This window comes from Arthrobacter sp. Soil_N43, from assembly GCF_057655195.1.
In genome coordinates, this window is the sequence record NZ_JBDGML010000106.1 from 106,214 (window position 1) to 131,001 (window position 24,788).

Annotated in this window: 19 protein-coding genes; 6 read left to right on the forward strand and 13 right to left on the reverse strand. The window is 68.0% G+C overall.

Annotated features, from left to right (window positions below):
* Positions 1–55 precede the first annotated feature (55 nt).
* The 3 genes from AC3A3W_RS15160 to AC3A3W_RS15170 all read right to left on the reverse strand — a co-directional run bounded on the left by AC3A3W_RS15160 (position 56) and on the right by AC3A3W_RS15170 (position 7,358).
* Positions 56–3,565, reverse strand: a complete 3,510-nt coding sequence (locus tag AC3A3W_RS15160; protein WP_487443847.1) for an ATP-dependent helicase — start codon at positions 3,563–3,565, stop codon at positions 56–58.
* On the reverse strand, positions 3,562–6,810 hold the full coding sequence (locus tag AC3A3W_RS15165; protein ID WP_487443880.1) for an ATP-dependent helicase: 3,249 nt from the start codon (positions 6,808–6,810) through the stop codon (positions 3,562–3,564). Before AC3A3W_RS15165 ends, AC3A3W_RS15160 begins: the two co-directional genes overlap by 4 nt.
* Before the next feature lie 131 nt (positions 6,811–6,941).
* A complete protein-coding gene (locus AC3A3W_RS15170; RefSeq protein WP_487443848.1) occupies positions 6,942–7,358 on the reverse strand; it encodes an MGMT family protein in 417 nt (138 codons plus the stop codon).
* Between the two features lie 134 nt (positions 7,359–7,492).
* Here AC3A3W_RS15170 and AC3A3W_RS15175 point away from each other — a divergent pair, with 134 nt between their 5' ends.
* The 4 genes from AC3A3W_RS15175 to AC3A3W_RS15190 all read left to right on the forward strand — a co-directional run bounded on the left by AC3A3W_RS15175 (position 7,493) and on the right by AC3A3W_RS15190 (position 11,176).
* Positions 7,493–8,203, forward strand: coding sequence for an exonuclease domain-containing protein (locus tag AC3A3W_RS15175; protein ID WP_487443849.1), 711 nt, complete (start codon positions 7,493–7,495; stop codon positions 8,201–8,203).
* A 263-nt stretch (positions 8,204–8,466) separates the two neighbouring features.
* Complete coding sequence (locus tag AC3A3W_RS15180; protein ID WP_487443850.1) at positions 8,467–9,534, forward strand: methionine ABC transporter ATP-binding protein; 1,068 nt, start codon at positions 8,467–8,469, stop codon at positions 9,532–9,534.
* Positions 9,531–10,202 (forward strand): methionine ABC transporter permease, encoded by a 672-nt coding sequence (locus AC3A3W_RS15185; RefSeq protein WP_205655415.1) that lies wholly within the window; start codon positions 9,531–9,533, stop codon positions 10,200–10,202. Before AC3A3W_RS15180 ends, AC3A3W_RS15185 begins: the two co-directional genes overlap by 4 nt.
* A gap of 131 nt (positions 10,203–10,333) precedes the next feature.
* Entirely contained in the window at positions 10,334–11,176 is an 843-nt protein-coding gene (locus AC3A3W_RS15190; RefSeq protein ID WP_487443851.1) for a MetQ/NlpA family ABC transporter substrate-binding protein, read from the forward strand.
* Positions 11,177–11,302: 126 nt separating this feature from the next.
* Here AC3A3W_RS15190 and hemL read toward each other — a convergent pair whose 3' ends face one another.
* The 10 genes from hemL to hemE all read right to left on the reverse strand — a co-directional run bounded on the left by hemL (position 11,303) and on the right by hemE (position 22,427).
* Positions 11,303–12,634 carry a glutamate-1-semialdehyde 2,1-aminomutase gene (gene hemL / locus AC3A3W_RS15195; protein WP_487443852.1) on the reverse strand — a complete coding sequence of 444 codons (1,332 nt, stop codon included), beginning with the start codon at positions 12,632–12,634 and terminating at the stop codon, positions 11,303–11,305.
* The gene (locus AC3A3W_RS15200; protein ID WP_487443853.1) at positions 12,631–13,746 is read right to left on the reverse strand and encodes an LLM class flavin-dependent oxidoreductase; all 1,116 of its coding nucleotides are present in this window, start codon (positions 13,744–13,746) and stop codon (positions 12,631–12,633) included. Before AC3A3W_RS15200 ends, hemL begins: the two co-directional genes overlap by 4 nt.
* A complete protein-coding gene (hemB, locus tag AC3A3W_RS15205; protein WP_487443854.1) occupies positions 13,746–14,726 on the reverse strand; it encodes a porphobilinogen synthase in 981 nt (326 codons plus the stop codon). The genes AC3A3W_RS15200 and hemB overlap by 1 nt, the downstream gene beginning before the upstream one ends.
* A gap of 10 nt (positions 14,727–14,736) precedes the next feature.
* Positions 14,737–15,711, reverse strand: coding sequence for a uroporphyrinogen-III synthase (locus AC3A3W_RS15210; protein WP_487443855.1), 975 nt, complete (start codon positions 15,709–15,711; stop codon positions 14,737–14,739).
* 22 nt (positions 15,712–15,733) lie between these two features.
* Positions 15,734–16,732 carry a hydroxymethylbilane synthase gene (hemC, locus tag AC3A3W_RS15215; RefSeq protein WP_487443856.1) on the reverse strand — a complete coding sequence of 333 codons (999 nt, stop codon included), beginning with the start codon at positions 16,730–16,732 and terminating at the stop codon, positions 15,734–15,736.
* Positions 16,729–17,970, reverse strand: coding sequence for a ferrochelatase (locus tag AC3A3W_RS15220; protein WP_487443857.1), 1,242 nt, complete (start codon positions 17,968–17,970; stop codon positions 16,729–16,731). The genes hemC and AC3A3W_RS15220 overlap by 4 nt, the downstream gene beginning before the upstream one ends.
* A complete protein-coding gene (gene hemQ / locus AC3A3W_RS15225; RefSeq protein WP_487443858.1) occupies positions 17,967–18,668 on the reverse strand; it encodes a hydrogen peroxide-dependent heme synthase in 702 nt (233 codons plus the stop codon). Before hemQ ends, AC3A3W_RS15220 begins: the two co-directional genes overlap by 4 nt.
* Before the next feature lie 120 nt (positions 18,669–18,788).
* A complete protein-coding gene (locus AC3A3W_RS15230; protein WP_487443859.1) occupies positions 18,789–19,715 on the reverse strand; it encodes a hypothetical protein in 927 nt (308 codons plus the stop codon).
* Between the two features lie 123 nt (positions 19,716–19,838).
* Positions 19,839–21,329 carry a protoporphyrinogen oxidase gene (gene hemG, locus AC3A3W_RS15235; protein ID WP_487443860.1) on the reverse strand — a complete coding sequence of 497 codons (1,491 nt, stop codon included), beginning with the start codon at positions 21,327–21,329 and terminating at the stop codon, positions 19,839–19,841.
* Positions 21,330–21,332: 3 nt separating this feature from the next.
* Positions 21,333–22,427, reverse strand: a complete 1,095-nt coding sequence (gene hemE, locus AC3A3W_RS15240; protein ID WP_487443861.1) for a uroporphyrinogen decarboxylase — start codon at positions 22,425–22,427, stop codon at positions 21,333–21,335.
* A 158-nt stretch (positions 22,428–22,585) separates the two neighbouring features.
* Here hemE and AC3A3W_RS15245 point away from each other — a divergent pair, with 158 nt between their 5' ends.
* Both AC3A3W_RS15245 and AC3A3W_RS15250 read left to right on the forward strand, forming a co-directional pair.
* The gene (locus tag AC3A3W_RS15245; RefSeq protein ID WP_487443862.1) at positions 22,586–23,935 is read left to right on the forward strand and encodes a glutamyl-tRNA reductase; all 1,350 of its coding nucleotides are present in this window, start codon (positions 22,586–22,588) and stop codon (positions 23,933–23,935) included.
* A 134-nt stretch (positions 23,936–24,069) separates the two neighbouring features.
* Positions 24,070–24,768, forward strand: a complete 699-nt coding sequence (locus AC3A3W_RS15250) for a DUF4352 domain-containing protein (RefSeq protein ID WP_487443863.1) — start codon at positions 24,070–24,072, stop codon at positions 24,766–24,768.
* The last annotated feature ends 20 nt before the right edge of the window (positions 24,769–24,788 follow it).

The following is a 24,788-nucleotide window of genomic DNA, read 5'->3' on the forward strand; positions in this document are numbered from 1 at the left end:
GCGGTGCCGGGCAGGGCCCGGCACCGCCGTCTCCGCCGGAGCACCTGCCGCTGGCCTACCCCGCCGGATCGGCGAGGGCGGACGCCACGATGGACTCAAGTTCATCGCCGGAAGCGAGGTCGTGCGGGCGCACCACTTGGTTGTCAGCCACGTAGTAGAAGGCGGCTCGAACGTCGTCAACCGGAACGTCCTTGAGCCTGGCCCAGGCAAGCCGATATACCGCAAGCTGGACGCTCTTGGTTTTCAGCTGGCCCGCCGAGGGCCGGCGTCCGGTCTTCCAGTCAACGAGATCCCAGCCGCCGTCGGCGTCACGGAACACGGCGTCGATACGGCCGCGGACCACGACGTCGCCGATCCTGGTTTCGACTGGCACTTCGACGTGGGCGGGCGACCGGTGCGCCCATTCGGATTCCTTGAACGTGGCAACCATGTCCTCAAGGCCGTACGCCTCGTCAATATGGTCATCGGATCCCGGGGCTTCGTCGATGTCCAGCATGCCGGACGTCCCGAAGTACTCCTCCACCCACGCGTGGAACGCCGTGCCTTTTCGGGCGGACATTCCGGGTTCCCGCGGGATGGGACGCCTGAGCCGCTGCAGCACTGCTGCGGGGTCCTCGTCAAGGGCAACCAGCGTGGACGCGGAAATGTGTCCCGGCAGATGCACATCGCGGCTGCTTGCCCGGCGGGCGCGGCGCTCGAGCAGGAGGGCAGCCTCCCGCGACCAGTCGGCAGCCACGGGCCGGAGCACCCGGGTGTTGCCGCCCGCCGGCTCCTCCTCGGGTGCGCCCTGGGCGGCCTGGGAACGCTGGAGGGCAATTTCCTGCAGCAGCCGGGAGGCCGCGCGGTCCATTGCGGTGCGCCGTCCCGGGACAAGCCGGAGCCGCTTGCCCGTGCGCGGGTCAACAGGCCCCTCCAGGGGATCGTACGGCCACGCGGCCACTTCCAGGTCGCGCGTCAGGGGGCTTTCCTGCGGCAGCGCGGCCTCCTCCACGGAGTCGGGATGGATTTCCGCCGCGGCGCCGCCTGCCGTTGTTGTGCCTGCCGATTCGCCAACGCCCGCCAAGGGCGCAAGCTCGGCCAGGAACGGCGACATCTCGGCCATTCCCCCGCGGGCACCGACCCAGGCGACGCTGGATATCCACAGCACGTGCTTTGCCCTCGTGTACGCCACGTAGGCGAGCCGCCGTTCTTCGGCTTCGCCGTGTGCCTGCACGGCCGCCTTGAAGTCTTTCTCGGCGTCGAGCCACCCCTTTTGGTCCGGCTGGTCCAGATCCCACTGGGGAAGGTCGGCGCGGTCGCCGCGGAGCGGCCAGGGCAGGGCGGCCGAACCGCTGCTCCACCGGGAGTCACGGCTGCTCGGAAAAGCCCCGGAGTTCAGGCCTGGCACGAAGACGACGTCCCACTCGAGTCCCTTGGAGGCGTGGACGGTGAGCAGCTGGACTGCCTCATGGTTGACGTCGGACGGCGGTACATCGAGGCCGCCCTCTTCTGCTGCCGCCGCTTCGAGCCAGGAGAGGAAGGCGAGGATGTCCACGCGGTGGGAGGTCTGCAGGAAGCCTGCAGCGGCGTCCTGGAAGGCGTCAAGGTTCCGCCTGGCCTGGTGGATGCTGAGTCCGGGCCGGGCAGCGACCTCAATGTCCAGCAGCATGGCGCGTTCCACCTCGCCGAGCAGGGTGGTGAGGTCGTCCCCGATGAGCGCACGCAGGTGCCGCAGCTCGGTGGCCAGCCTGTGCAGGCGTTCCAAGGCCGCTGCCGTCAGGCTTCGCCCATGCGCGGACGTCCAGCCGTCCCTGGGCAGCCAGTCCAGGGCTTCGACGAGGCTCGAGGCGTCTGTCAGGTCCCCCTCGATGACGACGTTATCGGCGGACCCCGGCTCCTCGTCCGCGATGGCAGCGTCGGCGGCATTCTGGCCGCGCCGGCGCGCGAGATAGGAGGACCAGTCACGGAACGCCATGAGGTCTGCGGGACCGATCCGCCATCTGGCTCCGGCCAGGAGCCGCATCAGGGAGTCTGACCGAGCAGGATCGGCGAGGACACGCAGTGTCGAGACGAGGTCGACGATTTCCGGAGTGTCCAGCAGGCCGCCGAGTCCCACGATCTCGTAGGGGATCCCGTTGGCGTCGAATTCCTTTCGGATGCACTCGAACTGGGCCCGCCGGCGGCACAGCACCGCCATGGCAGGCGGGACGGGCACGCCGGCGGACTGCTTTTCGAAATCGGTCACCCGGAACTTCAGGAGGTCCCGGGCAATCGCTGCCGCTTCCTTTTCATCCGTGTCGAACCGTCCCATGACCACCCGTCCCTGGGATGCGGCCGGGCTGGGCTGCAGCGGCGGAACCTCGACGGCTGCCGCCGACGTCCGCTGGCCGGCGGGTCCTGCAGCCGCAGCCGCGGCGCTCAACGGCGCCGAAATGACGTTGGCCGCCGCGAGAATGTTGCGCCCGTTCCGCCACGCCGTGGTCAGGTAGGAGACGGGGGCCGGGCTAAACCGGGCGGCGGCTCCTGGTGCCTGCCCCGCGACTTTGACGGGGAATTCGCTGACGAAGTGGAACAGCTGGCCGGCTGACGCGCCGCGGAACCCGTAGATGGACTGGTTGGGGTCACCCACGGCAGTGACAGCATGCCCGTCGCCGAAGAGCCTCGAGAAGAGGACCAGCTGCGCGTGCGATGTGTCCTGGAACTCGTCCAGCAGCACCACCCTGTACCGCTGCCGCTCCATGTCCGCGGCGAGCGGGACCTCCCGGGACACTTTCGCGGCGAGGGCGACGAGGTCTCCGAAGTCGAGTGCGCCCCGCGCCCTCTTGGCCTCGGAGTAGCGGCCCACGAGGTCGGCCACGCTGGCCCGCGTCCCCAGCATTGCGCCGAGCTCGGCGGCCGCCTGTGTAGGGTTCTTCTTCGCGCCGTCAAGGTACGGAAGGCCTTCGAAGCCGGCAAGCCGCTCCATCAGCCAGTCGTGGACCTCCGCCGGTTCCCGGAGGTGCTCAGCGCATTCACCCGCGAGCTGGATGACGGCCTTGACGAGCGTGGACTTGGCCACCCGGAAGTGGGAATATTCGCCGTCGAACGATTCGACGACTTCGCTGGCCAGCTGCCAGGCCTGGGCACCGCCCAGCAGGACGACGTCGCGCTCGATGCCCAGCCGCAGGCCGTAGTCAGACACGATGCCGCTGGCAAAGGAGTGGTAGGTGGACACCTTCGGTTCCAGGGCGTCCGTGCTGAGGATTCCGGCCGGAAAGACCGAGTGGTCCGTGTCGGCTGCCGCGATCCGCTGCAACGAACCAAGCTTGGCCCGGATGCGGCTCGCCAATTCTCCGGCGGCCTTCCGGGTAAAGGTGACGCCGAGGACTTCCTCGGGTTTGACCCAGCCGTTGGCGACCAGCCAGACAACACGGTCCGCCATGGTGGCGGTCTTGCCCGACCCGGCACCGGCAATCACCAGCCGCGGGGTCAGCGGCGAGGAGATGATGGCCGATTGTTCCGCCGTGGGCAGGTTCTTCTCCCCGAGCAGGCCGGAGAGTTCCTCCGGGCTGAACCTGGGGACAGGGAGTTCGGGGAGGGCGCTCATTCTGTGACCTGCTTCCCCCGGGCACAGAGGGGGCAGACTTCCGGAAGCCTGCAGCCGTGGCCGCCGAAGCCGCCCTTCGAGGGATCGTGCCGTGCTTCGAATTCACGTCCGGACATGACGTCCGCGGCCTCCTTGACCATATCCATCGCCCAGTTGTCCCCGGCGTCCAGCGGATCCTGGTGCTGGACCCCGGGGCTCTTCGCCGTGGTGCCCAGCTGCGCCAGCACGGCCCCTCCCGGCTGGGCGCCGGCGGGAAGACCCGGCCCGTCGAATCCCCCCGCCAGGACCGCCGCCTGGTAGGCGCCGAGTTGCGGGTGCCGGCCGAGGTCGGCTTTCCCCGGCTGCCGCTTGCCGGTCTTGAGGTCAACGATCACCAGCCGTCCCTGCGAGTCGATTTCCAGCCGGTCCACCTGGCCGCGAAGTACGGCGGAACGGGCGTCCTCGTCAGCATCAGGCCCATCCTCGGTCCGCGTCAGCTGCACCTCGAAGTCCTGCTCCACACCGGCCAGCCGCCGGCCTTCGCTGCGCATGACCAGGATGTACTGCGCAAGTTTGCGCACCATGGATTCAGCCCGCTGGAAGTCCAGTTTTCCTTCCCAGTTGTCCTTCATCCCCAGGGCGGGCCAGCGGCGGACGAGCTCGGCGACGTATTCGGCGCCCGAACCGTCCGGAATGTCCTGGGCGATGGAGTGCACCAGCGTGCCCAGGCTCCTGGAGAAGTCGGTGGCTGCCTCGCCGCCGGCGGCCTGGATGAACCAGTCCAGGGGCGATTTGTGGACGGTCTCCACCTTCGAGGGCGACACGTAGACGGTGCCGCCCGGCGGCACAATTTGTTCCTCGGACGTCAGGGGTGCCAGCCCCCACCAGGCATGCGGGTGTGCCCCGGGAACCGGAGGATCTGCGGTTGCGAGGCGTGCAAGAACCTTAACGGCCTCGTCAGACTCCGCAGGAAACCTTCCGTCGAGCTGGGCGTACTGGCGGAGTTCCGCCACCAGTGCCCGGAGCGTCAGTGGCCGCTCCACGGAGGTGAATCCCCTCCCGTCCTGGTCAGGCCGCAGCGGAGCGACGTAGTCCAGGAACGAGGACGGCTGTTCATCCTCCGAGGCCACGGCCGTGCAAATCAGGATTTCCCTGGCACGTGACACCGCTGTCGAGAAGCTGCGCAGTTCGTCGTACCTGATCTCGCGCAGCCGGCTCAGCGGGTCAAGCTGGAGCGCATACTCCACGCCATGTTCCACGGCGTCGGCAAACAGGGTGCTGCCCAGCAGCTCGCCGCGCAGCCGGGTATTCGGCCAGACGCCTTCCTGAAGTCCTGCCACGATGACAACTGGCCACTCCCTTCCGGCAGCGCTGGCAGGTGTCATCAGTTCCACAGCGTCATCGACCTGCGCACGCGCCGCCAGTGTGTCCATTGGCAGCTCCTGGCTGAGCAAGTACTCAAGGAACTGTCCCGGGCCGGAACCCGGCATCTGGTCGACGTAGCGCTCGGCCGTGTGGAACAGCGCCATCATGGCGTCCAGGTCGCGGTCCGCCCTCGCGCCCACGAGCCCGCCGGACAGTGCCGCCGCCGTCCAGGACCCTGCCAGGCCGGTGGAACTCCACAGGGCCCACAGCACGGTCTCGGCGTTCGCACCGGCCTCGGCTGCTGCACGGCGCCCCGCGTCGATCATCCTCGCGACACGACGGGCCGACCGGCCTTCGATGCCCAGGGAGGCGAGCGCGCCGGGCTCGGTGAGTGCCTCCACCAGCAGGGAGTCGCTCGAGCGCCCGCCGCCGCCGAGGATTTCCTCCCGGCGCAGCGACTGGCGAAGCCTGCGAAGTTCCAGGGAGGTGGCTCCGCCGATTCGCGAGGTCAACAGCGACACCGCGAATTCCGGTGTCAGCAGGTCTGGGTCAAGGGCAACAGCGTAGGCGTCGAGCAGCGGGCGCACGGCAACTTCGTCCCTGACGGCGGACTCCGCCACGGGAATCCGCACTGGAATGCCCTGGCCGGACAGATAGCGTTGGAGCTGGCTGAGCTGGCCGCCGTTGCGGACAATCACAGCCATGTCCCCGAGTTCGCGGCCATCGTTTATCTGGGCTTCGAGGATCCGTTGGGCCACATACCGCAGCTCGTGAACCGCCGAAGGCAACAGGTGCGCCTCGACGGTTCCTCCGGTGCTCCGACGTGCTTGCCCAGCCGGTTCCCCACCTCGGCGTTGACCGGTGTCGGGTGCATCGAGACGCCGCGCGAGCTGACCGCCCGCCCGCAGGGCGATCCGGCTGGCCACCCCCATCCAGGCCTGTGCCACGGCCGGCTGGTGCCGGTGTGAATACCGCAGTGGCCGCTCCACAACGCCGCCGTCACTGCCCGCCAGGAGGCGCGGCAGCTCTGCGACAAGGTCCGGCCGTGCGCCCCTGAACCCCTGGACGACGGTGTCCGGGGAGGATGTGACAAAAACATCCTTGCCGCCGGCAATGTCGGCCAACAGCTCGAAGACCGCTGGATTGGCTTCATGAACATCGTCGACAAGGATCAGCTGGAGGCGTTCCCGCTCGGCTGCCAGGAAATCGGGGGAATCTTGGAACAGCTGCCGCGCAGCCGTGATGATGCCGGCCGGATCAAAGGCCTCGGGCATGCGGAGGTCCAGGACATCGCGGTATTCGGCATACAGGGCAGCGGCTGCGATCCAGTCCGGCCTGCCGCACTCATGCCCGAGGCGTTCCAGGTCAGAGGGCGTTCGGCCGGATTCAATGATCCGGTCGAACAGTTGCCGCACTTCCTGCCGAAAACCGCGGGTGGGCAGGGCGGCGTTCAGGTCGGCGGGCCAGGGCAGGCCCAGCCCGGGGAGTGCATGGCCGTCCAACAACTCCTTGATGATGAGGTCCTGTTCCGGGCCGGACAGCAGGCGCGGTGCACGCGGCAGCGGCAAAATCCCCTCCGCCTTGGCGCGCCGGATCAGATCGAAGGCGTAGGACGCCCAGGTCCGCGCGGGAGTGGTGCTCAGGCTGCGGTTAAGCCGTGCCGTGAAGCGGTCACGCAGGGTGTCCGCGGCCAGCCTGCCCGGGGCAAGAATCAGGATCCGCTCCGGGTCCGCAGCGTTCATCTCGACGCGTCGGACTGCCGCTTCGATAAGGACGGTCGACTTACCCGTGCCAGGCGCTCCGGGAACCAGCACGGGACCAGAACCTCGCGGTACTTCCACCGCCGCGACCTGGTCTTCGGAAAGCAATGGAACGGCGCTGTGGACCTGGCGCGGCGGCAAGAGGCGGAGACCGGTGCCGGCGAGCGGCTGGGATGCTGCGTAGGACTCCCGGTGCTCCGTTGCCTCGGGGAAGGGGGCGTCTGGGAACGGGGCGCCCGGGAACAGGTCGGCGGTCTGCTGGATAGATGCGGTCACTCAGCCATTCCATCATTTGCCGCTGACAATTTACGCAGCGACGCTTCCAGCCGTTCGGCGATGGCATCCAGGGTGTCGAAGTCAGCGTCGGACGGCGCCCACCGGGCGGCCGCCAAGTCAACGCGCCAGCGGCCCTCCCCTGTCCTGGCAAAGCGCTGGAAGTCACCTCGCAGCGGTGTGCCCTCCTGCACGTAGTACCGCAGCGCTTCAGCTTCCAGGCCCTCCGGGGCCTGGCCGTTTGCCCTCAGCACGCGCCACCAGGGCACTCCGCTGCCATAGTGGCTCATGACCGAACCTACTTGCCGCGGCCCCCCGGACCCGATCAGTTCTGCGACATCCCCGTACGCGACGGCCGAGCCGGCCGGTATGAGTTCCACCACAGCCAGCACCGCCTCAACATACTCCGTCCGCATGGCTTCAGACTATCGGTGGGCCCTCCGCGCCGAAGACCACGGATCAGGCGGCAGCCCGCCCCGCGTACACGCACGGCACGGACACGCACGGCACGTGCAAAAAACTGTCGGTGCCACCCGGTAGCGTGGGTCCCATGAGCACTTGGAACACCCTCCCCCGCGCCGCCTTCGACCTCGAAACGACGGGCCGGAATTCCCGCGCCGCCCGGATCGTGACGGCGTCCGTGACCGTGGTGGACGCAGCAGGGGGTGTCATCCAGGAACATGAGTGGCTGGCGGACCCCGGGGTCGAGATCCCGACCGAGGCCAGTGACATTCACGGGATCACCACCGAGCACGCGCGCAGCAACGGCCGGCCGGCTGCGGAGGTCACCCGGGAAGTCGCCGCCGTCCTGCAGCAGCTCTTTGACACGGGGGTGCCGGTGATCGCTTTCAACGCCAGCTATGACTTCACCGTTCTGGCGGCCGAATCCGCCCGCTACGGCGTCCCTCAGCTCAGCAGGTTTCCCGTTCTCGATCCGTACATCATGAACAAGCAGGTGGACCGCTACCGCAAGGGCAAACGCACCCTCACAGCCCTCTGCGAGGAATACGGCGTTGACCTCGAAAACGCCCACACCTCCGCCGCCGATGCCTTGGCCACGCTCCGGATGCTGGACGCGATGGCCGGCAAGTTCCCGAAGCTGAAGCTTCCGGCCGGCCAGCTGCACCAGCTGCAGGTCGACTGGGCCGTCAGCCAGGCGGCGGACTTCCAGCAATACCTCCGCAAGACCAAACCGGCAGCGGTTATCGAGGGCGACTGGCCCGTCCTGCCTCCGGAAGATGCCAGCCGGGGCGACTTTTAGCCCCATTCCGCCCGGCGGCTGGGACAAAGATCACAGCGCCCGGGGCAGGCGCGGGACCCAGAGCGTCCGGCTGCGATTCACGGACCCGCCGATACACTGAGCATCTCACGGCCAGCGCCGCAGGAACGCTCCCGATCATGCGACGAACATGTGTGAACGCCGAAGAATCTTCGGAACTGGCTGCCATATCCCAGCGCTGACATAATTTAGTTCAGAAGCGCGCTTGTGCTATGCCCTGCCCGGCCCCTACCGCCTGAGGATAAATGATCACAGTTACAGACCTGCGCAAGGTCTATCGTCAGGGGAAAAAGGAAGTGGTGGCCCTCGACGGGGTCTCCCTTTCCGTCCCCAAAGGCTCCATCCACGGCATCATCGGCCATTCAGGGGCCGGTAAGTCCACGCTGGTCCGGTGCCTGACCCTCTTGGACCGCCCCACGTCCGGCTCTGTGAACATTGATGGCACGGAACTGAGTTCCGTCAGGGACTCCGAGATCCGTGCGGCCCGACGCCGGATCGGCATGGTGTTCCAGCACGCCAACCTGATGGATTCCCGGACCGCGGCAGGCAATGTCGCGCATCCCTTGGAGCTCGTCAAGACACCGAAGGACACGGTCCGGACGAAGGTGGCGGAACTCCTGAAGCTCGTGGGCCTGGAGGGTTTCGAAAACGCCTATCCGTCACAGCTGTCCGGTGGCCAGCGCCAGCGCGTGGGCATCGCCCGGGCACTCGCGTCCGACCCCGACGTCCTGCTCTGCGATGAGCCGACGTCAGCGCTCGACCCGGCCACCACCGACGAGATCTTGGACCTCATCCAGGACCTGACCCGGCGGCTGCAGCTCACCGTCCTGATCATCACCCATGAGATGCACGTCGTGAAGCGTGTGTGCGGATCGGTGTCCCTCCTGGCCAAGGGCCGCGTGGTCGAAGCCGGCGAACTCGCCGACGTCGCCGCGGAACTCGACAGCAAACTCGCTCGGGCGCTCCTGCCCCTGCCGGCGTCGGAACCGATCAAGGGAGCCCTCCAGTCCGGCCCCGTGCTGGAGATCCTGTTTTCCGGCGAAAGCGCCAAGGAACCCGTGCTCACGAGCGTCGCGCGGCATTTCGACATCGACCTGAACGTCCTCGCCGGGAGCGTGGAGACGCTCGGCGGACAGCAGTTCGGGCACCTGCGGGTCCAGTTGGCTGACCACGCGGACTACGACGCTGTGCTGGGGTACCTCCGCGACCGCGGCATCAGCGCGAAACTGGCGGACGCCGCCGACCGGTCCGACGAGTCGGACTTCGCCTCAGACACGGCTGACTTCGCCGTCGAGACGGGAGACTCCAAGTGAACGACATCTTCAGCAACCCCGTCCTGGCCAAGGCACTTCCGGAAGCGATCGTCGAAACCCTCCAGATGGTGGGGATCTCCGGCTTCTTCACTGTGCTGGTCGGGCTGCCGCTCGGCGTCTTCCTGCATGCCACGGCACCGGGCGGGCTCCGCCCCATGCCCGTGGTGAACCGGATCGTCAGCGACATCGTCGTCAACATCACGCGCTCCATCCCGTTCGCAATCCTGATGGTTGCCTTGATCCCGCTGGCCCGGCTGCTGGTGGGCACGAGCCTTGGACCGGTCGCAGCGTCCGTTTCGCTGTCCATCGGCACCATTCCGTTCTTCGCCCGTCTCGTCGAAGCGTGCCTGCGGGATGTCCACCACGGCAAGATTGATGCCGCACAGGTCATGGGCTCCACGAGGATGCAGGTCATCAACAAGGTGATGCTGCCCGAATCCCTGCCCGCCCTTGTCGCGGCCGCAACCACCACGGTGGTGACCCTGGTGGGCTACAGTGCCATGGCCGGCCTGGTCGGCGGTGGCGGACTGGGAAAGCTCGCGTACAACTACGGGTTCCAGCGTTTCGACGTCACGGTCATGCTCGTCACCATTGTGCTCATCATCGTGCTGGTGCAGGTCATCCAGCTGACAGGTGAATGGATCTCCCGGAGCCTTGACCACCGCTAGGACGGGGACAACCCGCCGGACGGCGGGCCACCGCCGAATCTTCAACGCAGCGAGTAGCCGCTCACTGCCTCTGAACCGGATCCCCCGGCACCGCCGTCGGGCTCCAGGCTATTTCGAAAGGAACGCATCCGATGCGTAAATCACTCACCCTCCTGGCGACGGGCATCGTCACCGCCCTGACGCTGACCGCATGCGGCGGTTCGTCCGCCCCCAGCGCCGAGACCCAGACGCTGGATCCGGCCAAGCCCGCGACGCTCAGCGTCGGCGCGAGCCCGGTGCCGCAGGCCAAGATCCTGGAATTCATCAACCAGGACCTCGCCCCGAAAGCCGGCCTCAAGCTGGACATCAAGGAGATCGAGGACTACCAGACGCCCAACACCGCGCTGAGCGACGGCTCGCTGGACACCAACTACTACCAGCACAAGCCGTGGTTCGACGACCAGGTCAAGACCAAGGGCTACAAGTTCGGCCACGGCGAGGGCGTCCACATCGAGCCGTACGCCGCCTTCTCCGAGAAGGTCAAGGACATCAGCGAGATCAAGGAGGGCGCGAAGATCGCCATCACCAACGATCCCTCCAACCAGGTCCGCGCCCTCCGTGTCCTCGAAAAGGCCGGCCTGGTCAAGGACATCAAGGACGACAGCTCCGTGATCGCCCTGACCGATGAGCAGAACCCCAAGAAGCTCAAGTTCTCCGAGAATCAGCCGGAACTGCTGATCAACGACCTCAAGGATCCCTCCGTGGACCTGGCGCTCATCAACGGCAACTTCATCCTCAAGGCGGGCCTCAGCACCAAGGACGCGCTGGCTGTTGAGTCGACCGAGAACAACCCGTACGCCAACTTCCTGGCCTGGCGGGAGGAGTCGAAGGACGACGCCCGCATCAAGAAGCTGGACGAACTCCTCCACTCCCCCGAGGTCAAGGCCTTCATCGAGAAGGAATGGCCCAACGGTGATGTGACCCCGGCTTTCTAGGAAGCCGCGTCTGCCCGCTACATCGGGAGACGACAAAAAGCTCCGGCACCCGCCTTCGCGGGTCCGGAGTTTTTTTGTTGCCGCCCGGCCGTCCTGGTGGCCAGCACCAGGACGGACGACGGCGGGTCAGGCCTTCGCTGCGGCGGCCGCCTGCGCGGCGGCCGGCAGGGCGTCGAAGATCCGGTTCATGGCGGCGTCGTCGTGTGCGGCCGAGAGGAACCAGGCCTCAAAGACCGACGGCGGGAGGTAGACGCCGGAGTCCAGCATGGAGTGGAAGAACGGCGCGTACCGGAACACGTCCTGCTTCTGGGCGTCGCTGTAGTTGTGGACGCCGTGCTCCGACGTGCCGAAGGCCACCGAGAACAGGTTTCCGGCGCGCTGGATCGAGTGGTCCACGCCGGCTGTGTCCAGTGCAGAGGACAGGGCCGAGGACAGCTCAAGCGACCGTGCATCGACGAACGAGTAGACATCGCGGGTGGCGTGCGTGAGGGTGGCCACGCCGGCGGCCATGGCCACCGGGTTGCCGGAGAGCGTGCCGGCCTGGTAGACCGGGCCGATCGGCGCGAGGTAGTCCATGACGTCCGCACGGCCGCCGAGGGCCGCCGTCGGCATGCCCCCGCCGATGACCTTTCCGCAGGTGAGCAGGTCAGGGGTCCACTGTTCCGTGGCATCCGCGGCGCCGCCCGTCAGGCCCCAGTAGCCGGCGTAGCCGGTGCGGAAGCCGGTGAGGACCTCGTCCACGATCAGCAGCGCGCCGTGGGCGGCCGTGATGCGGGACAGTCCGGCGTTGAAGCCCTCGCCCGGGGTGACCACGCCCATGTTGGCGGGCGCCGCTTCGGTGATCACGGCAGCGATGTTGGGGCCGTGCTCGGCGAAGGCGGCCTCGACGGCGCCGAGGTCGTTGTACGGCAGGACCAGTGTTTCGGCGGCCGTGGCCGCCGTGACCCCGGCAGAGCCGGGCAGGGCCAGCGTGGCCACGCCAGAGCCGGCTGAGGCGAGCAGGCCGTCCAGGTGGCCGTGGTAGCAGCCCGCGAACTTGATCACGAGGTTGCGGCCGGTGAAGCCACGGGCCAGCCGGATGGCCGTCATGGTGGCCTCCGTGCCGGTGGACACCATCCGGATCCGCTCCACCGCGGAAACGCGTTCCTTGACGATTGCCGCCAGGTTGGCCTCGTCCGGGGTGGACGCGCCGAAGGACAGCCCGCGGTCCACCGCTGCGTGCACGGCCTCGAGGACGGCCGGGTGGGCATGGCCGAGCAGCGCCGGGCCCCAGGAGCAGACCAGGTCCACGTACTCGTTGCCGTCGGCATCCGTCAGGTACGGGCCCTTGGCCGAGACCATGAACCGCGGGGTTCCGCCCACGGAGCCGAACGCACGGACAGGGGAGTTCACGCCGCCCGGCATCAGCTGGCGGGCGCGGTCGAAGAGTTCCTCATTGTGAGGCATGGTGGAAGTCATGCGTCCCATTCTTTCAGGAGTTCGTTGACGCGGGGTGCCACGGCCGTGCCCAGCAGCTCAATGGAGCGCATCATGGCGGCGTGCGGCAGGGATCCGCTGCTGTACTTGAGATCGAAACGGTCCACACCGAGGTTGTGTTTCAGCCTCACGATCTTCTGCGCCACGGTTTCGGGCGAGCCGACGTACAAGGCCCCTTCCGGTGTGCACATTGCGTCGAATTCGCCGCGGCTCGCCGGGCCCCAGCCGCGTTCGGCGCCGATCCGGTTCCGGAGTTCGAGCCAGTGCGGGAAGTATTCCTCACGTGCTTCCTCATCGGTGGCGGCCACGTGCCCCGGCGAGTGCGTGGCCATCTGCTGCAGGGAATGGCCGTACTTGGCCATGGCCTCCCGGTAGAGGTTGGCCAGCGGCGCGAAGGACCTGGGCTGGCCACCGATGATGGCAAAGATGATGGGGTAGCCGTACTCGGCACAGCGCAGTACCGATTCCGGTGTGCCGCCCACGCCGATCCATGTCGGCAGGAGGTGGCCTTCAAGATGCGGATAAACGTTCAGCCCACTCAGCGCCGGCCGGGTGCGGCCCTCCCAGTGCACGGGCTTCTGCGCGCGGACCTTGTCGAACAGCTCAAGCTTTTCCTCGAAAAGGGCGTCATAGTCCGCCAGGTCGAAGCCGAACAGCGGAAAGGATTCGATGAACGAGCCCCGGCCCAGCATCACTTCAGCCCGCCCGTTGGAGAGCGCATCCAGCGTCGCGAAGCGCTGGAACACCCGGATGGGATCGTCGGAGCTCAGCACCGTGACGGCGGACCCGAGCCTGATCTGCTGGGTCCGCGCGGCGGCGGCCGCCAGAAAGACCTCGGGCGCGGAGACCGCAAAATCCCGGCGGTGGTGCTCCCCCACGGCGAAGGCGTGAAGTCCGACGGCGTCAGACAGCTCCGCTTGTTCAAGCAGCTGCCGCAGTACCTGGGCGTGCGGCACCGGACGCCCGTCCGCCCCGGTTCCGGTATCCCCGAAGGTGTTGACCCCCAGCAGGATCCGGCCGGGCCCAACCGGTTCGGTGGGACCCGCCTGGGCGGAAGAATCCCGCGTGGAAGAATCCTCCGGCGTCTCGCTCATCAGGATTCCTTCAGCCAGCCGGCCAGCTCGCTCGCCCAATACGTGAGGACCATGTTGGCCCCTGCGCGGCGGATGCCCAGGACCGACTCCGTGATGGCTGCCCGGCGGTCGATCCAGCCGTTCCCGGCCGCCGCCTCGATCATGGCGTACTCCCCCGAGATCTGGTACGCGGCCACGGGCACGGGGCTCATCTCGGCAACGTCCCTCAGGATGTCGAGGTAGCTCATGGCGGGCTTGACCATCACCATGTCGGCCCCTTCGGCCAGGTCAAGCTCCACTTCCTGGATGGCCTCGCGCCGGTTCGCGGCGTCCATCTGGTAGGTCCGGCGGTCCCCCTTCAGCTGGGAGTCCACCGCTTCCCGGAACGGCCCGTAGAACGCCGACGAGTATTTGGCAGCGTAGGCAATGACCGCGGTGTTGACGTGCCCGGCGTCTTCGAGTGCCTGCCGGATGACGCCTATCTGGCCGTCCATCATGCCGGAGGGGCCCAGCACGTGCGCCCCGGCCTCGGCCTGGGCTACCGCCATCCTGGCGTAGATGTCCAGCGTGGCGTCGTTGTCCACATACCCGTTGGCGTCCAGGACACCGCAGTGGCCGTGGTCGGTGAACTCGTCCAGGCACACGTCGCTCATGACCACCAGGTCGTCGCCCACCTCGGCCCGGACGTCGCGGATGGCCTTGTTCAGGACGCCGTCCGGATCGAGGGACGCGGTGCCCTCGGCGTCGCGCTGCGCGGGAATGCCGAACAGCATGATTCCGCCCACGCCCAGTTCCACGGCCTCGGACGCGGCACGCTTCAGGGTCTCAGTGGTGTGCTGCACGACCCCGGGCATGGAGGCAATCGGGTTGGGCTCCGAGAGGCCTTCGCGGATGAAGGCAGGGAGGATCAGTTCCGCGGGGGCGAGCCGGTTCTCGGCGGTGAGCCTGCGCATCGCGGGGGTGGTGCGGAGCCGCCGCGGGCGGTGGTTCGGAAAACTCATGTCCTGTCCTTCACTGGGTGCCTGATGCTGACGAATGGATGTCGGGTTGGGGTGCTGTCCCTGGATGAACGGCCCGGATGACGGCAGCGACAAGCCCCGCAGGTGTGGCTTCGTCCGCCATGGCGGCGACTGTCAGGCCGAGCGCTTCCGCTGCGGCAGCCGTTGTCTTGCCGATGGCGACAAAGCGGCAGCCGCCCAGCGGGGAAAGCGTTGCGTGGATGCGGCGGGCGGCGCTTGGAGAAGCAGCCACCACGGCGGCAATCCCGCCGTCGGATATGCAGGCTTTGGCTTCCGCCGGAGTGAGCGTCGTGGCCACCGCGGCGGACGCGCCGTCCACGCCGCCGGACGTTTCCGGGGCGGCAAGCCGGAGACCCGGCTCCGCCGGGTAATCCACCGTGTGATAAGCCACGACTGTCCTCACGTCCGCCCCTTTGGCGCTGAGGCCGAGCGCGAGGGTGGGGGCCGCAATGTCCGCCTGGGGCAGCAGCACAGTGGCGGGACCTGCCGGCCACTCGTTGGCAAGACCGGCCGCGGAATGTTCGTGCTGCGGTACCAGGTGCACCGCCACTCCCACGGCTTCAAGGGCGTTCGCGGTGGACGGGCCTACCGCAGCGACGCGCGTGGCGGCGGGAATCCACTGGTGCAAGGCCACCTGACGCTCGGCGGCCTTGATCTGGAGCGCCAGTACCGTGGTGGCGCTGCTGACCACGAGCCAGGCATACTGCCCGGCGCCGAGGGCATTGAAGGCCCCGTCCAGGGCTGCCTGGTCCGATGCGCGTTCGAAGTCTTTCAGCGGAAGCAGGAGCGGGTCGGCGCCGGCGAGCAGCAGCTGTGCGACGAAGGCTCCGGCACGGTCCGGGCTGCGGGTGACCAGTATGCGGTCGCCCTCAAGTGGGCGCGGCCCTTTCGGCTCCGGCGCTGTGCGGTCCGCCGCGTGCTGCTGCACGGCACGGCCGGTGGCCGGACCTTCGCCCCTCTGTCCCATGAAGTCGTTCCCAGCCTGCCTCTCAGGACGCCGTCAGGTCCGCGATGTCGGCGGCCCCGGCGGCCAGGAGGATCTCCGCCAGCTCAATGCCCAGCAGTGTCGCGCCAACCTCAGTCAGGCCGTCCGTGGCCCGCTTGTCGCGCACGGTGGCTGTACCGTCGACGGCGCAGACCACAGCTTCGAGGTGCAGCATGCTGCCCTTGCGGTAGGCGTAGGCGCCAACGGGGGCCGCGCAGCCGGCCTCGAGCCGCGCCAGCAGCGCCCGCTCCGCGGTGACGGCCAGCCGGGTGTCCTGGTCATCAAGTGCCGCGAGTGCCTGGGCGAGCACGCCCTGCGATCCCGCTGTGGAGCCTGCCTGGCGTGGAGCATCGGCTGTGCGGCATTCGATGGCCAGGGATCCCTGTCCTGCGGCAGGCAGCATGATGTCCGTGTCCAGATATTCCGTAATGGTGTCCAGCCTGCTGATGCGCTCCAGGCCTGCGGCGGCGAGGACAACCGCATCCAGGTCACAGGACTTTCCGGCCACCACCTCGTCGGTGGCGTTGCCCGGCAGGCCAGGAACGCGCCCTAGGCGGGTGTCCACATTGCCGCGGATGTCCACGATGTCCAGGTCGGGACGGACAGCCCGGAGTTGCGCGGCGCGCCTGGGTGATCCGGTACCCACCCGCGCGCCCTTCGGAAGGTCGGCCAGTTTGAGGCCGTCGCGGGCGCACAGGACGTCGCGGACGTCCACCCGCGGCGGAGTCGCCGCAAGGGTCAGGCCGACGGCCGGGCCCGTGGGGAGGTCCTTCAGGGAGTGCACTGCAACATCGCACTCATTGCGCAGCAGGGCGTCCCGGAGCGCCGCCACGAACACGCCCGTGCCTCCCATTTGCGACAGGGACCCCTTGAGCACGTCCCCCTCGGTCCGGATGTGGACGAGTTCCACGGTAAAGCCCCCGACGGCGGCCAGCAGGTCAGCGGTCTGCTGCGTCTGGGTAAGGGCGAGCTTGCTTGCCCGCGTGCCGATCCGAACAGTCACTGCGTGTCCTGCCTCACTGATGGGTAGGGGTCGTGGCCGGTCCCCACGGTGGTGTCAGCGCCGGCGATGGTCGGCTTTTCGCCGCGGAAGTTGGCGCAGCAGCCGGGACGGCAGACGTCGTACCAGGGACCCAGCGGAGTGGCTGCCGGGCGGTCCCCGATGTTGTTCGCCACGGTACGTTCACAGATGAGGTCCACCAGTCCGTTGACAAAACGGCGGTGGGTGCCCGGCGTCGGAACACGGGTGGCCGCGAGCCCGAGGTTAGCGCAGGTCTCCAGCGCCTCCGTGTCAAGGTCCCAGACCACCTCCATGTGGTCGCTCACGAAGCCCAGCGGAACGATGACGATTCCCTTGGCCCCCTGCCTGGCCAGGTCCTCGATGGCATCGTTGATGTCAGGCTCGAGCCAGGGCACGTGGGGGGCACCGGACCGGGACTGATACACGAGGGACCAGGGCGCGGACAGGCCGGATTCCTCTTCCACCCGGCGCATGACTTCGGTGCCCGTTGCCAGGTGCTGCGCGACGTAGGCCGAGCCCTCGGCGAATTCGCGGGGCTCATCCGGGGACTTTCCGGCGGCGTCGGCGTCACGGGTGGGGATGGAGTGCGTGGCAAAGAGAACGTGGATGGGTGCGTCCGGCGTTCCGGCTGCGGCGAGCTGGGCCCGGACGTCGGCAATCCCGGCGGCGGTCCCCTCGATGAAGGGTTCGACGAAACCGGGGTGGTCGAAGTACTGCCGCACCTTGTCCACCTCGAGCTTGCCGTCGAGGCCCGTCTCGGTCAGCGCCATGCCGATGTCTTCGCGGTACTGGCGGCAGCTGGAGTAACAGGAGTAGGCACTCGTGGTGACCATGAGCAGCTTGCGGTGGCCGGCGTCGTACGCGTCCTGGAGGGTCTGCGGGATGTACGGATCCCAGTTGCGGTTGCCCCACAGCACCGGCATGGCGATGCCCCGGCGGGCGAGCTCCGCCTCAAGCGCCGCTTTGAGTTCACGGTTCTGCTGGTTGATCGGGCTGATGCCGCCGTTGGCACGGTAGTGGTGGGATACCTCTTCGAGCCGCTCATCCGGGATGCCGCGGCCGCGCGTCACATTGCGCAGGAAGGGGATGACATCGTCCTGCCCTTCGGGGCCGCCGAAGGATGCGAGGAGAACCGCGTCGTACTCCTTGGGGGCCATCCTGCCGGCCTCCGTCACGGGATTTACCGCAATGGCAGACTCGTGGGGATCCAGCGGGCTCATGCCAGTACCTCGGCAATCTCCCCCGTGGTAATGCGCCGGCCGGTGTAGAACGGAATTTCCTCGCGTACGTGGTTGCGGGCCTCCGTGGACCGCAGGTGGCGCATCAGGTCCACCAGGTCGACGAGTTCGGGGGCTTCCAGCCCGAGGATCCATTCCCAGTCCCCGAGCGCAAACGAAGACACGGTGTTGGAAATGACCTGCGGGAAGTCGCGGCCCAGCATGCCGTGGTCCCGGAGCATCTTGCCGCGCTCTTCTTCAGGCAGCAGGTACCACTCGTAGGACCGGACGAAGGGGTAGACACAGAGCCATTCCGCCGGCGCCACGCCGCGGGAAAAGGCCGGCGTGTGGTTCTTGGCAAACTCCGCTTCCCGGTGCACGCCCATGGCGGACCACACCAGTTCTGTTCCGGCGAACAGCTTGCTCCGGCGGATGTCGCGGATGGCCTGCTGCAGGGCTTCTGGCTTGGGCCCGTGCAGCCAGACCATGACGTCGGCATCGGCACGCATGGCGGAGACGTCATAGCTTCCGCGGTAGGTCACCCCGCCCTCGGCCAGGCGCGCAACCAGGGCATCGAAATCCTCGGCGGCATCGGCACTGCGGAGGACCTCTGCGGAGCGCTTGAATACGGTCCAGAGGGTGAAGAACTGCTCGGCTGATTCTTCGGTTTTAGTGACAGATTCGGCAGGAGTGTGGCTCATGGATACCATACTGCCCGTTCCATGCGCCCAAGTCGAAAAACCCCACTTCTACAGGAGCGTAGAAGTGGGGTATTTCACAGGGTCGTATCTCGGCGGACGGTTCGTTGCTTCGTTAAAGGGTTACAGGGCTTTGCGCATTTTGTATGCCACCAGGCCGGCAGCGCCGGCAAGCACCACGAGCCCGGCACCGACCCATACCAGCGGCGAAACCGGGCCGGCCTGCGAGGAGCCGAGAACCGCACTGTTGGGCTTGACTGCGGAATACTGGTAGTCCACGGTTCCCATGTTCATCGGACGGGACAGGCGCGCCGAACCCCAGACGCCGGACACGATGCCGGCGGCACCGGGCCGGGCGGCTGCCGCATCCAATGTGCCGTCCGTCCTGCGGTCCGCTGAGGCACCCCCCGCAGCAGCTGGTACCGGGCTTTCGGCTGACGGGACGGTTACCGGGGCAGCCGGCGCGGGCTGTACAGCCGGCGCCGGCTGGGTTGCCGTTGCCGGCCCCGCCGCTGGCGGCTGCTGCCCGGCGGGCGGGGGAACGGCCGCCGGTGAGTAGCCAGGCCGGGACTCGGTGGGCGTCGGCGAAGGCGTCTGGGACGGGCCGGACGTCGATGTGCTGGTTGGCGAGGGTGTCGGCGCGGGCGTCGGCGTTTTCGTCGGAAGGGGCGTTTTAGGCAGTGTCGGCACCGGAACGATGGGCGACGGGGTGGTGGATGGTGAGATCGTCGGCGCAGGAGCGATCGTCGGGGACAGCGACGGCGTGGGCGAGCCGGACGGCTCGTCGTCGTCCTCATCGCCAAGGACGGCACCTGCCCAGGTGTCGAGACTGAGGGTCCCGGACACGGTGGCACTGAGCTGGCTCACAGCCGGGGCCGGAGCGGCCGCGTCTTCTGTGTCCGCCAGCAGTGCCGGCGCTGCAGCGTTGGATGCAGGGACGCCTGCGGATAAGACCAGTACCGCTCCGAGCGCAGCTGCTGCCGTGCCACGCCGAAGTCCCCCATGGTTACCGGTCAGCGTACGAAAATTCTCGGACTTCTGATCGACCATACTTTCGACCCTAGACACAAAACGCCGGGATGAAAAACTTGCTTACGGCAGGGCGAGCGGGTATTGGAGGCGCTAATTCTCGCCGGTACTAAGCACCGGACAGCGTGGCGCCGGGGCAGTGGATTACTCCAGAAAACCGCGCAGTTGCTTCCTGGTGTCTGCCACCACCGCGGCCAGTCCGTTTCCGGCTAGCCAGCCGCCCACCAGCACGAGTCCACGGCTGTCGCCGCAGATCCGCCGCACTTCGGCAACCCGCTGCCGGTGGCCCACTGCGGCGAACGGAAGGGCGCCGGCCCACGAGACCACACCCCAGCCCACCAGGCTCTCCGCAGTCACAGGCACCGTCAGCAGGGCGGAGGCGTCCTGAAGGGCCAGGTCCAGCAAAGCCGCATCCGGTAGGGCTGCCGCGTCGTGGGATCCTTGGCCCTCGGCGCCAGGCGCGGCGCTGTCGCGGCGGCCGTACGAAAGCCTCACAACGTGCCGGCCCGGCCCCGCTGCCTCAGCCAGCCAGTCCCACTTGGCCGTCGCATGGGTGAGCGCCTTGGCCCGGATTCCGGGAGTCTGCGGAGCCACCAGGATCCCCGTTCCGCGCGGGCGCCGGTCCAGCTCCGGGAGGTCGACGACGAGCGTCACCAGTTTCACTTCCGGTCCGGGGCCCGGCCGGTGGCCGGCCAGGGACGGCACCGCCTCCTCCAGCAATGAGACGGCGGCGGGGCCGTCGAGCGCGACCACCAGCACGCCGGCGTCGTAGGTTTCCCCCGTTGGGACAGTACCGGTGCCGGGTGTTCCGTTGGCCGTGGCGATCCGCCAGCCATCCGGGGTCCGCGTGGCCGAACGGGCACGGCTTCCGGTGACCATCTGCACGCCCCGGCGTCGGAGGTCCGCCACAAGGGCGGACACCAGCGTGTGCATGCCGCCCTTCAGCCCGGCGACGGCGGAGCCTGCCTTGGCGCCCCGGGCACCTTCTGCCGGCGCCCGGCGCTGAGCGGCCACGGCCGCCGCCAGCGACCCGTGCCGGGCAATTCCGGCGCGGAGGCCGGGGGCGACCATGTCCACATCCAGGAGGGCGGGGTCGGCCGAGTGCACGCCGCCAACCACCGGTTCGACAAGCCGCGTGAGGACGCGCCGCCCCATCCTGGCGTGGACCAGCGCGGAGACACTTGCGACGTCGGCAGTGGTTCCCACGGAAGAGGGCAGGACCCTGTCCAGCGATGCGCGGAGCGATCCGGCGATCCCCAGTGAGCGGCGCACCTCCGGGTCCCAGGGGTTTGCCGGAATCCCGAGGACGCCGGTCTTGGGAAGCTCACGGGGGCCGTCCGGCAGCTGCACCCAGGCACCGCCGGGGTGCGGCGCGACGATGGCTTCGGCGAGCCCCAGCTCCCGGGCGAGGTCGGCCACTGCGCTGGAGCGCGTGGCGAACGATTCGGCGCCACTGTCCAGCGTGAGTCCGGCCACCTCATGCCGGCCAACGCAGCCGCCCCACGAGTCAGTGGCTTCCAGCAGCGTGACGGCCGCTCCGGCCTGGGCAAGTTCCCGTGCCGCAAGGAGACCCGAGATGCCGCCGCCCACCACCAGGGCCGTCTGTCCGGACGCCGGAGGGGTTCCCGCCTCCATGTCCTACTCCGGGGAGATGGAGTGGATCAGTGTCACGACCCGCGTCAGCACGTCCGGGTCAGTTTCCGGCGGCACGCCGTGGCCGAGGTTCAGGACGTGGCCGGGTGCAGCGGCACCGGACGCGATGACCTCCCGGACATGGGCTTCCAGCACCTCCCACGGGGCGGACAGCAGGGCCGGATCGATGTTGCCCTGGAGGGGCACCGTGCCGCCCAGCCGGCGGTTCGCTTCCGCAAGCGGCAGCCGGTAGTCCACGCCAACGACGTCGACGCCGACGTCGCGCATCGCCACCAGGAGTTCCGAGGTTCCGGTGCCGAAGTGGATCAGCGGTGCGCCCAGGTGCCGGACGTGGTCAAGTGCCCGGGCTGACGCCGGTGCCACGAAGCGGGTGTAGTCGGCCAGGCCGAGGGACCCTGCCCACGAATCGAACAGCTGCCCTGCCGAGGCTCCCGCTTCCAGCTGGGCCCGCAGGAACAGCCCGGAGGCGTCCGCAGCCCAGTTGGCCAGGGCCGTCCATGTTTCCGGGTCAGCGTGCATCATGGTGCGCGGACCGAGGTGGTCGCGGGACGGTTTGCCCTCGACCATGTAGGCGGCAAGGGTGAAGGGTGCTCCGGCGAATCCAATGAGCGGCGTCTTGCCGAGCTGGGCGACCGTCAGGCGGACGGCTTCGCGGATCGGCTCCAGCGCCTCCCAGGTGAGCGTGGGCAGCGCGGCGACATCGTCAGCGGTGCGCACGGGTTTGCTGAGCACGGGGCCCACGCCTGGAACAATGTCCACCCCGACGCCGGCCAGCTTGAGCGGAATGACGATGTCCGAAAAGAAGATAGCCGCGTCAACGTCGTGGCGGCGCACGGGCTGGAGGGTGATCTCCGAAGCGAGTTCCGGCCGGAGGCACGAGTCAAGCATGGCCACGCCCTCGCGCACCTTCAGGTATTCCGGCAGCGACCGGCCGGCCTGGCGCATGAACCACACCGGCCTGCGGCTGGGCTTGCCACCACGGTATGCAGTGATGAGCGGCGAGTCGGCAGTGCGCCCGTCCTTGAGCGGATGGCCAGCGTCAAGAACAGTGCCATCTGATGTTGCAGCGCTAGAAGTCATGCCTTTGATTGTGCCCAAAATCGCCTCCAAAAGATAACGACAGCCTGTCATCCCAAGGCCCCGGACTGGCTGCGTGGCGGGAATCACAGGACCTCGGACGCGGCATCCGGGCCAGGGGTTGTTCTACGCGGCTGCGAAAAAGCTATGATTGTCCTGCTGTGGTTCTTTTTTCATTGGTGGCTACACACGCCGACATCGACCTCGAAACCGTCGCTCAACTAAGCAACGGTTCTTCAGGCATAGCAACATCCGCCCTCGCCGGATCGCCGGCAGTGACGGGTGCGGTTGTCCTTGCCACCTGCAACCGCTACGAAATTTATGGCGAGGCCGCGCATGCGGATGACGTCGAAGCCGCCCGCGCCGCGCTGGTCGGACAGATCAGCGAGATGAGCGGCCTCAGCGAACAGCTCGTATCCCGGTCCTTTAATACGCGGACGGGCCCGGAGGTCAGCGAGCACCTCTTTGCGGTCAGCTCCGGCTTGGACTCCGCCGTCGTCGGCGAACGTGAAATCGCCGGGCAGGTGCGGCGGGCCTTGATCACTGCGCAGCACGAGGGCACGGCCAGCTCCGGCCTGGTCCGGCTCTTCCAGGCCGCGTCCAAGACGGCCAAGGACGTCGGCGCACAGACCGCGCTCGGATCCCGCGGCCTGTCCATCGTTTCCGTGGCGCTTGACCTCGCGACCGATCTCTCCGAGGACCCGGACTGGTCCACCAAGAAAGTTGTGGTGTTCGGCACCGGCGCCTACGCAGGCGCCACCATGGCCCTCCTGCGCGAACGCGGCTGCCGCGATATTTCCGTCTTTTCGTCCTCCGGCCGCGCTGCGGCGTTCGTCGCAACGCGCGGCGGTACGGCGCTCGACGGCGACACGCTGGACGCCGCTGTGGCAGCCGCCGACGTCATGATCGGCTGCAGCGGTTCGGACACCAGGGTGGAGGCAGCCGAGCTCGCCCAGGTCCGCGCAAACTCCGCCCAGCCGCTCATCGCCATCGACCTGGCGCTGACCCACGATTTTGATCCGGCCGTGGGAGAACTCGACGGCGTCGAGCTCCTCACGCTGGAATCTGTCCGACTGGCCGCTCCCGAGGAACAGGCCGAATCCCTGGCCCAGGCAAGCAGTATCGTGTCCGGCGCCGCGCAGGCTTTTGAGCAGGAGCGCGAGGCACGGTCTGTGGACTCGGCCATCGTGGCGCTCCGCCGCCATACCATGAATGTGCTGGACGCGGAGATGGAGAAGGTGCGGGCCCGTCACGGCTGCACCGCCGCGGCCGAAGAAGTCGAGTTCGCCCTGCGCCGCATGGTGAAGCAGTTGCTCCACGTCCCCACGGTCCGGGCCCGGGAGCTTGCCGCCAACGGCCAGCAGGACGACTACGTTGCCGCGTTGGAAACCCTGTACGGCATCACTGTGGAGCAGCCCGCCGCCGCTTCCAAGGCCGAATGCCCGGTCGACCACACCCAGCTTGCCCCCGCGGGGCTTCCCGAGGCGGACTCCCGGAGGAACTCCGCCTAAGGCGCAGTCCCCCACCCCCCCCACTCCGGGCCAGTCCCCGGTTTCAGAGCCGCGTCCCAAGGATCCTGCAAGGTTTCCCTAGGTTCCATACGGAGCATGGATGGAACTTGTGAATCCTATTGGGGGTGCGAGCAGTGAATCCTGATTTCCGCACGATTTCCGTCCCGGTCCTGAGCCGCCGCCAGTTCGGACTGATTGTCGGTGGTGGCGCCGTCCTGCTGGTTGCCGGCGGGACGTACGGGGTGGTGTCCCGCAGCTCGCCCCATCCAGCCGCCCGCATGGAGACGGCTTTTGGTTCCCTGTCCGTCACCAGGGCGGGCCGCCTCTCCCGGCTGGATGCGCAGGGCCACTTGGCGTTCCGGTCCGTGGCAGCCGCTGCTGCACATCTCAGCGGGCCCGGTGCATCGGCCGGGAGTGCCGCGGGAACCTTGCAGCGGACCGCCAGCCTGGCCACCGCCGTCACCGACTCCCATGGCCACGACGGCGGAGCTCCGGCGGAAGCGGGGTGGCCCCAGCCGGTGAACCTGACGTGGGGTGACGTCGTCCTGGTCGAGGTGGAGCTGAGTAACTCGGGTCCGGAGCCGGTGTTGTTCAGCCCGGGCCAGCTCCGCCTGAAGCTGCCCTCCTCGGGCACCACGGCCACTACGGTCACTCCCCAGGACGCGGACCGCACCACCGGCACGATCCCGCCGGGGTCAATACACCACCACTGGATCAGCTATCTGGCACCCTCCGGCTCCACAGGCATGGAGCTGGAGTACACCGATCCGTGGCAGGACCGGACACAGGGGCTGTCTCTGCCGCTGCTGGCGAGCAGCGTGCAGCGGCCGTGAGCGCCCTCCCCCGCATGCTG

Bases quoted from the DNA above. Each gene is read 5' to 3' on its own strand.
- AC3A3W_RS15160 (WP_487443847.1), bottom strand. From the start codon at position 3,565: ATGAGCGCCCTCCCCGAACTCCCTGTCCCCAGGTTCAGCCCGGAGGAA.
- AC3A3W_RS15170 (WP_487443848.1), bottom strand. From the start codon at position 7,358: ATGCGGACGGAGTATGTTGAGGCGGTGCTGGCTGTGGTGGAACTCATA.
- AC3A3W_RS15175 (WP_487443849.1), top strand. From the start codon at position 7,493: ATGAGCACTTGGAACACCCTCCCCCGCGCCGCCTTCGACCTCGAAACG.
- AC3A3W_RS15180 (WP_487443850.1), top strand. From the start codon at position 8,467: ATGATCACAGTTACAGACCTGCGCAAGGTCTATCGTCAGGGGAAAAAG.
- AC3A3W_RS15190 (WP_487443851.1), top strand. From the start codon at position 10,334: ATGCGTAAATCACTCACCCTCCTGGCGACGGGCATCGTCACCGCCCTG.
- hemL (WP_487443852.1), bottom strand. From the start codon at position 12,634: ATGACTTCCACCATGCCTCACAATGAGGAACTCTTCGACCGCGCCCGC.
- AC3A3W_RS15200 (WP_487443853.1), bottom strand. From the start codon at position 13,746: ATGAGCGAGACGCCGGAGGATTCTTCCACGCGGGATTCTTCCGCCCAG.
- hemB (WP_487443854.1), bottom strand. From the start codon at position 14,726: ATGAGTTTTCCGAACCACCGCCCGCGGCGGCTCCGCACCACCCCCGCG.
- AC3A3W_RS15210 (WP_487443855.1), bottom strand. From the start codon at position 15,711: ATGGGACAGAGGGGCGAAGGTCCGGCCACCGGCCGTGCCGTGCAGCAG.
- AC3A3W_RS15220 (WP_487443857.1), bottom strand. From the start codon at position 17,970: ATGAGCCCGCTGGATCCCCACGAGTCTGCCATTGCGGTAAATCCCGTG.
- hemQ (WP_487443858.1), bottom strand. From the start codon at position 18,668: ATGAGCCACACTCCTGCCGAATCTGTCACTAAAACCGAAGAATCAGCC.
- AC3A3W_RS15230 (WP_487443859.1), bottom strand. From the start codon at position 19,715: ATGGTCGATCAGAAGTCCGAGAATTTTCGTACGCTGACCGGTAACCAT.
- hemG (WP_487443860.1), bottom strand. From the start codon at position 21,329: ATGGAGGCGGGAACCCCTCCGGCGTCCGGACAGACGGCCCTGGTGGTG.
- hemE (WP_487443861.1), bottom strand. From the start codon at position 22,427: ATGACTTCTAGCGCTGCAACATCAGATGGCACTGTTCTTGACGCTGGC.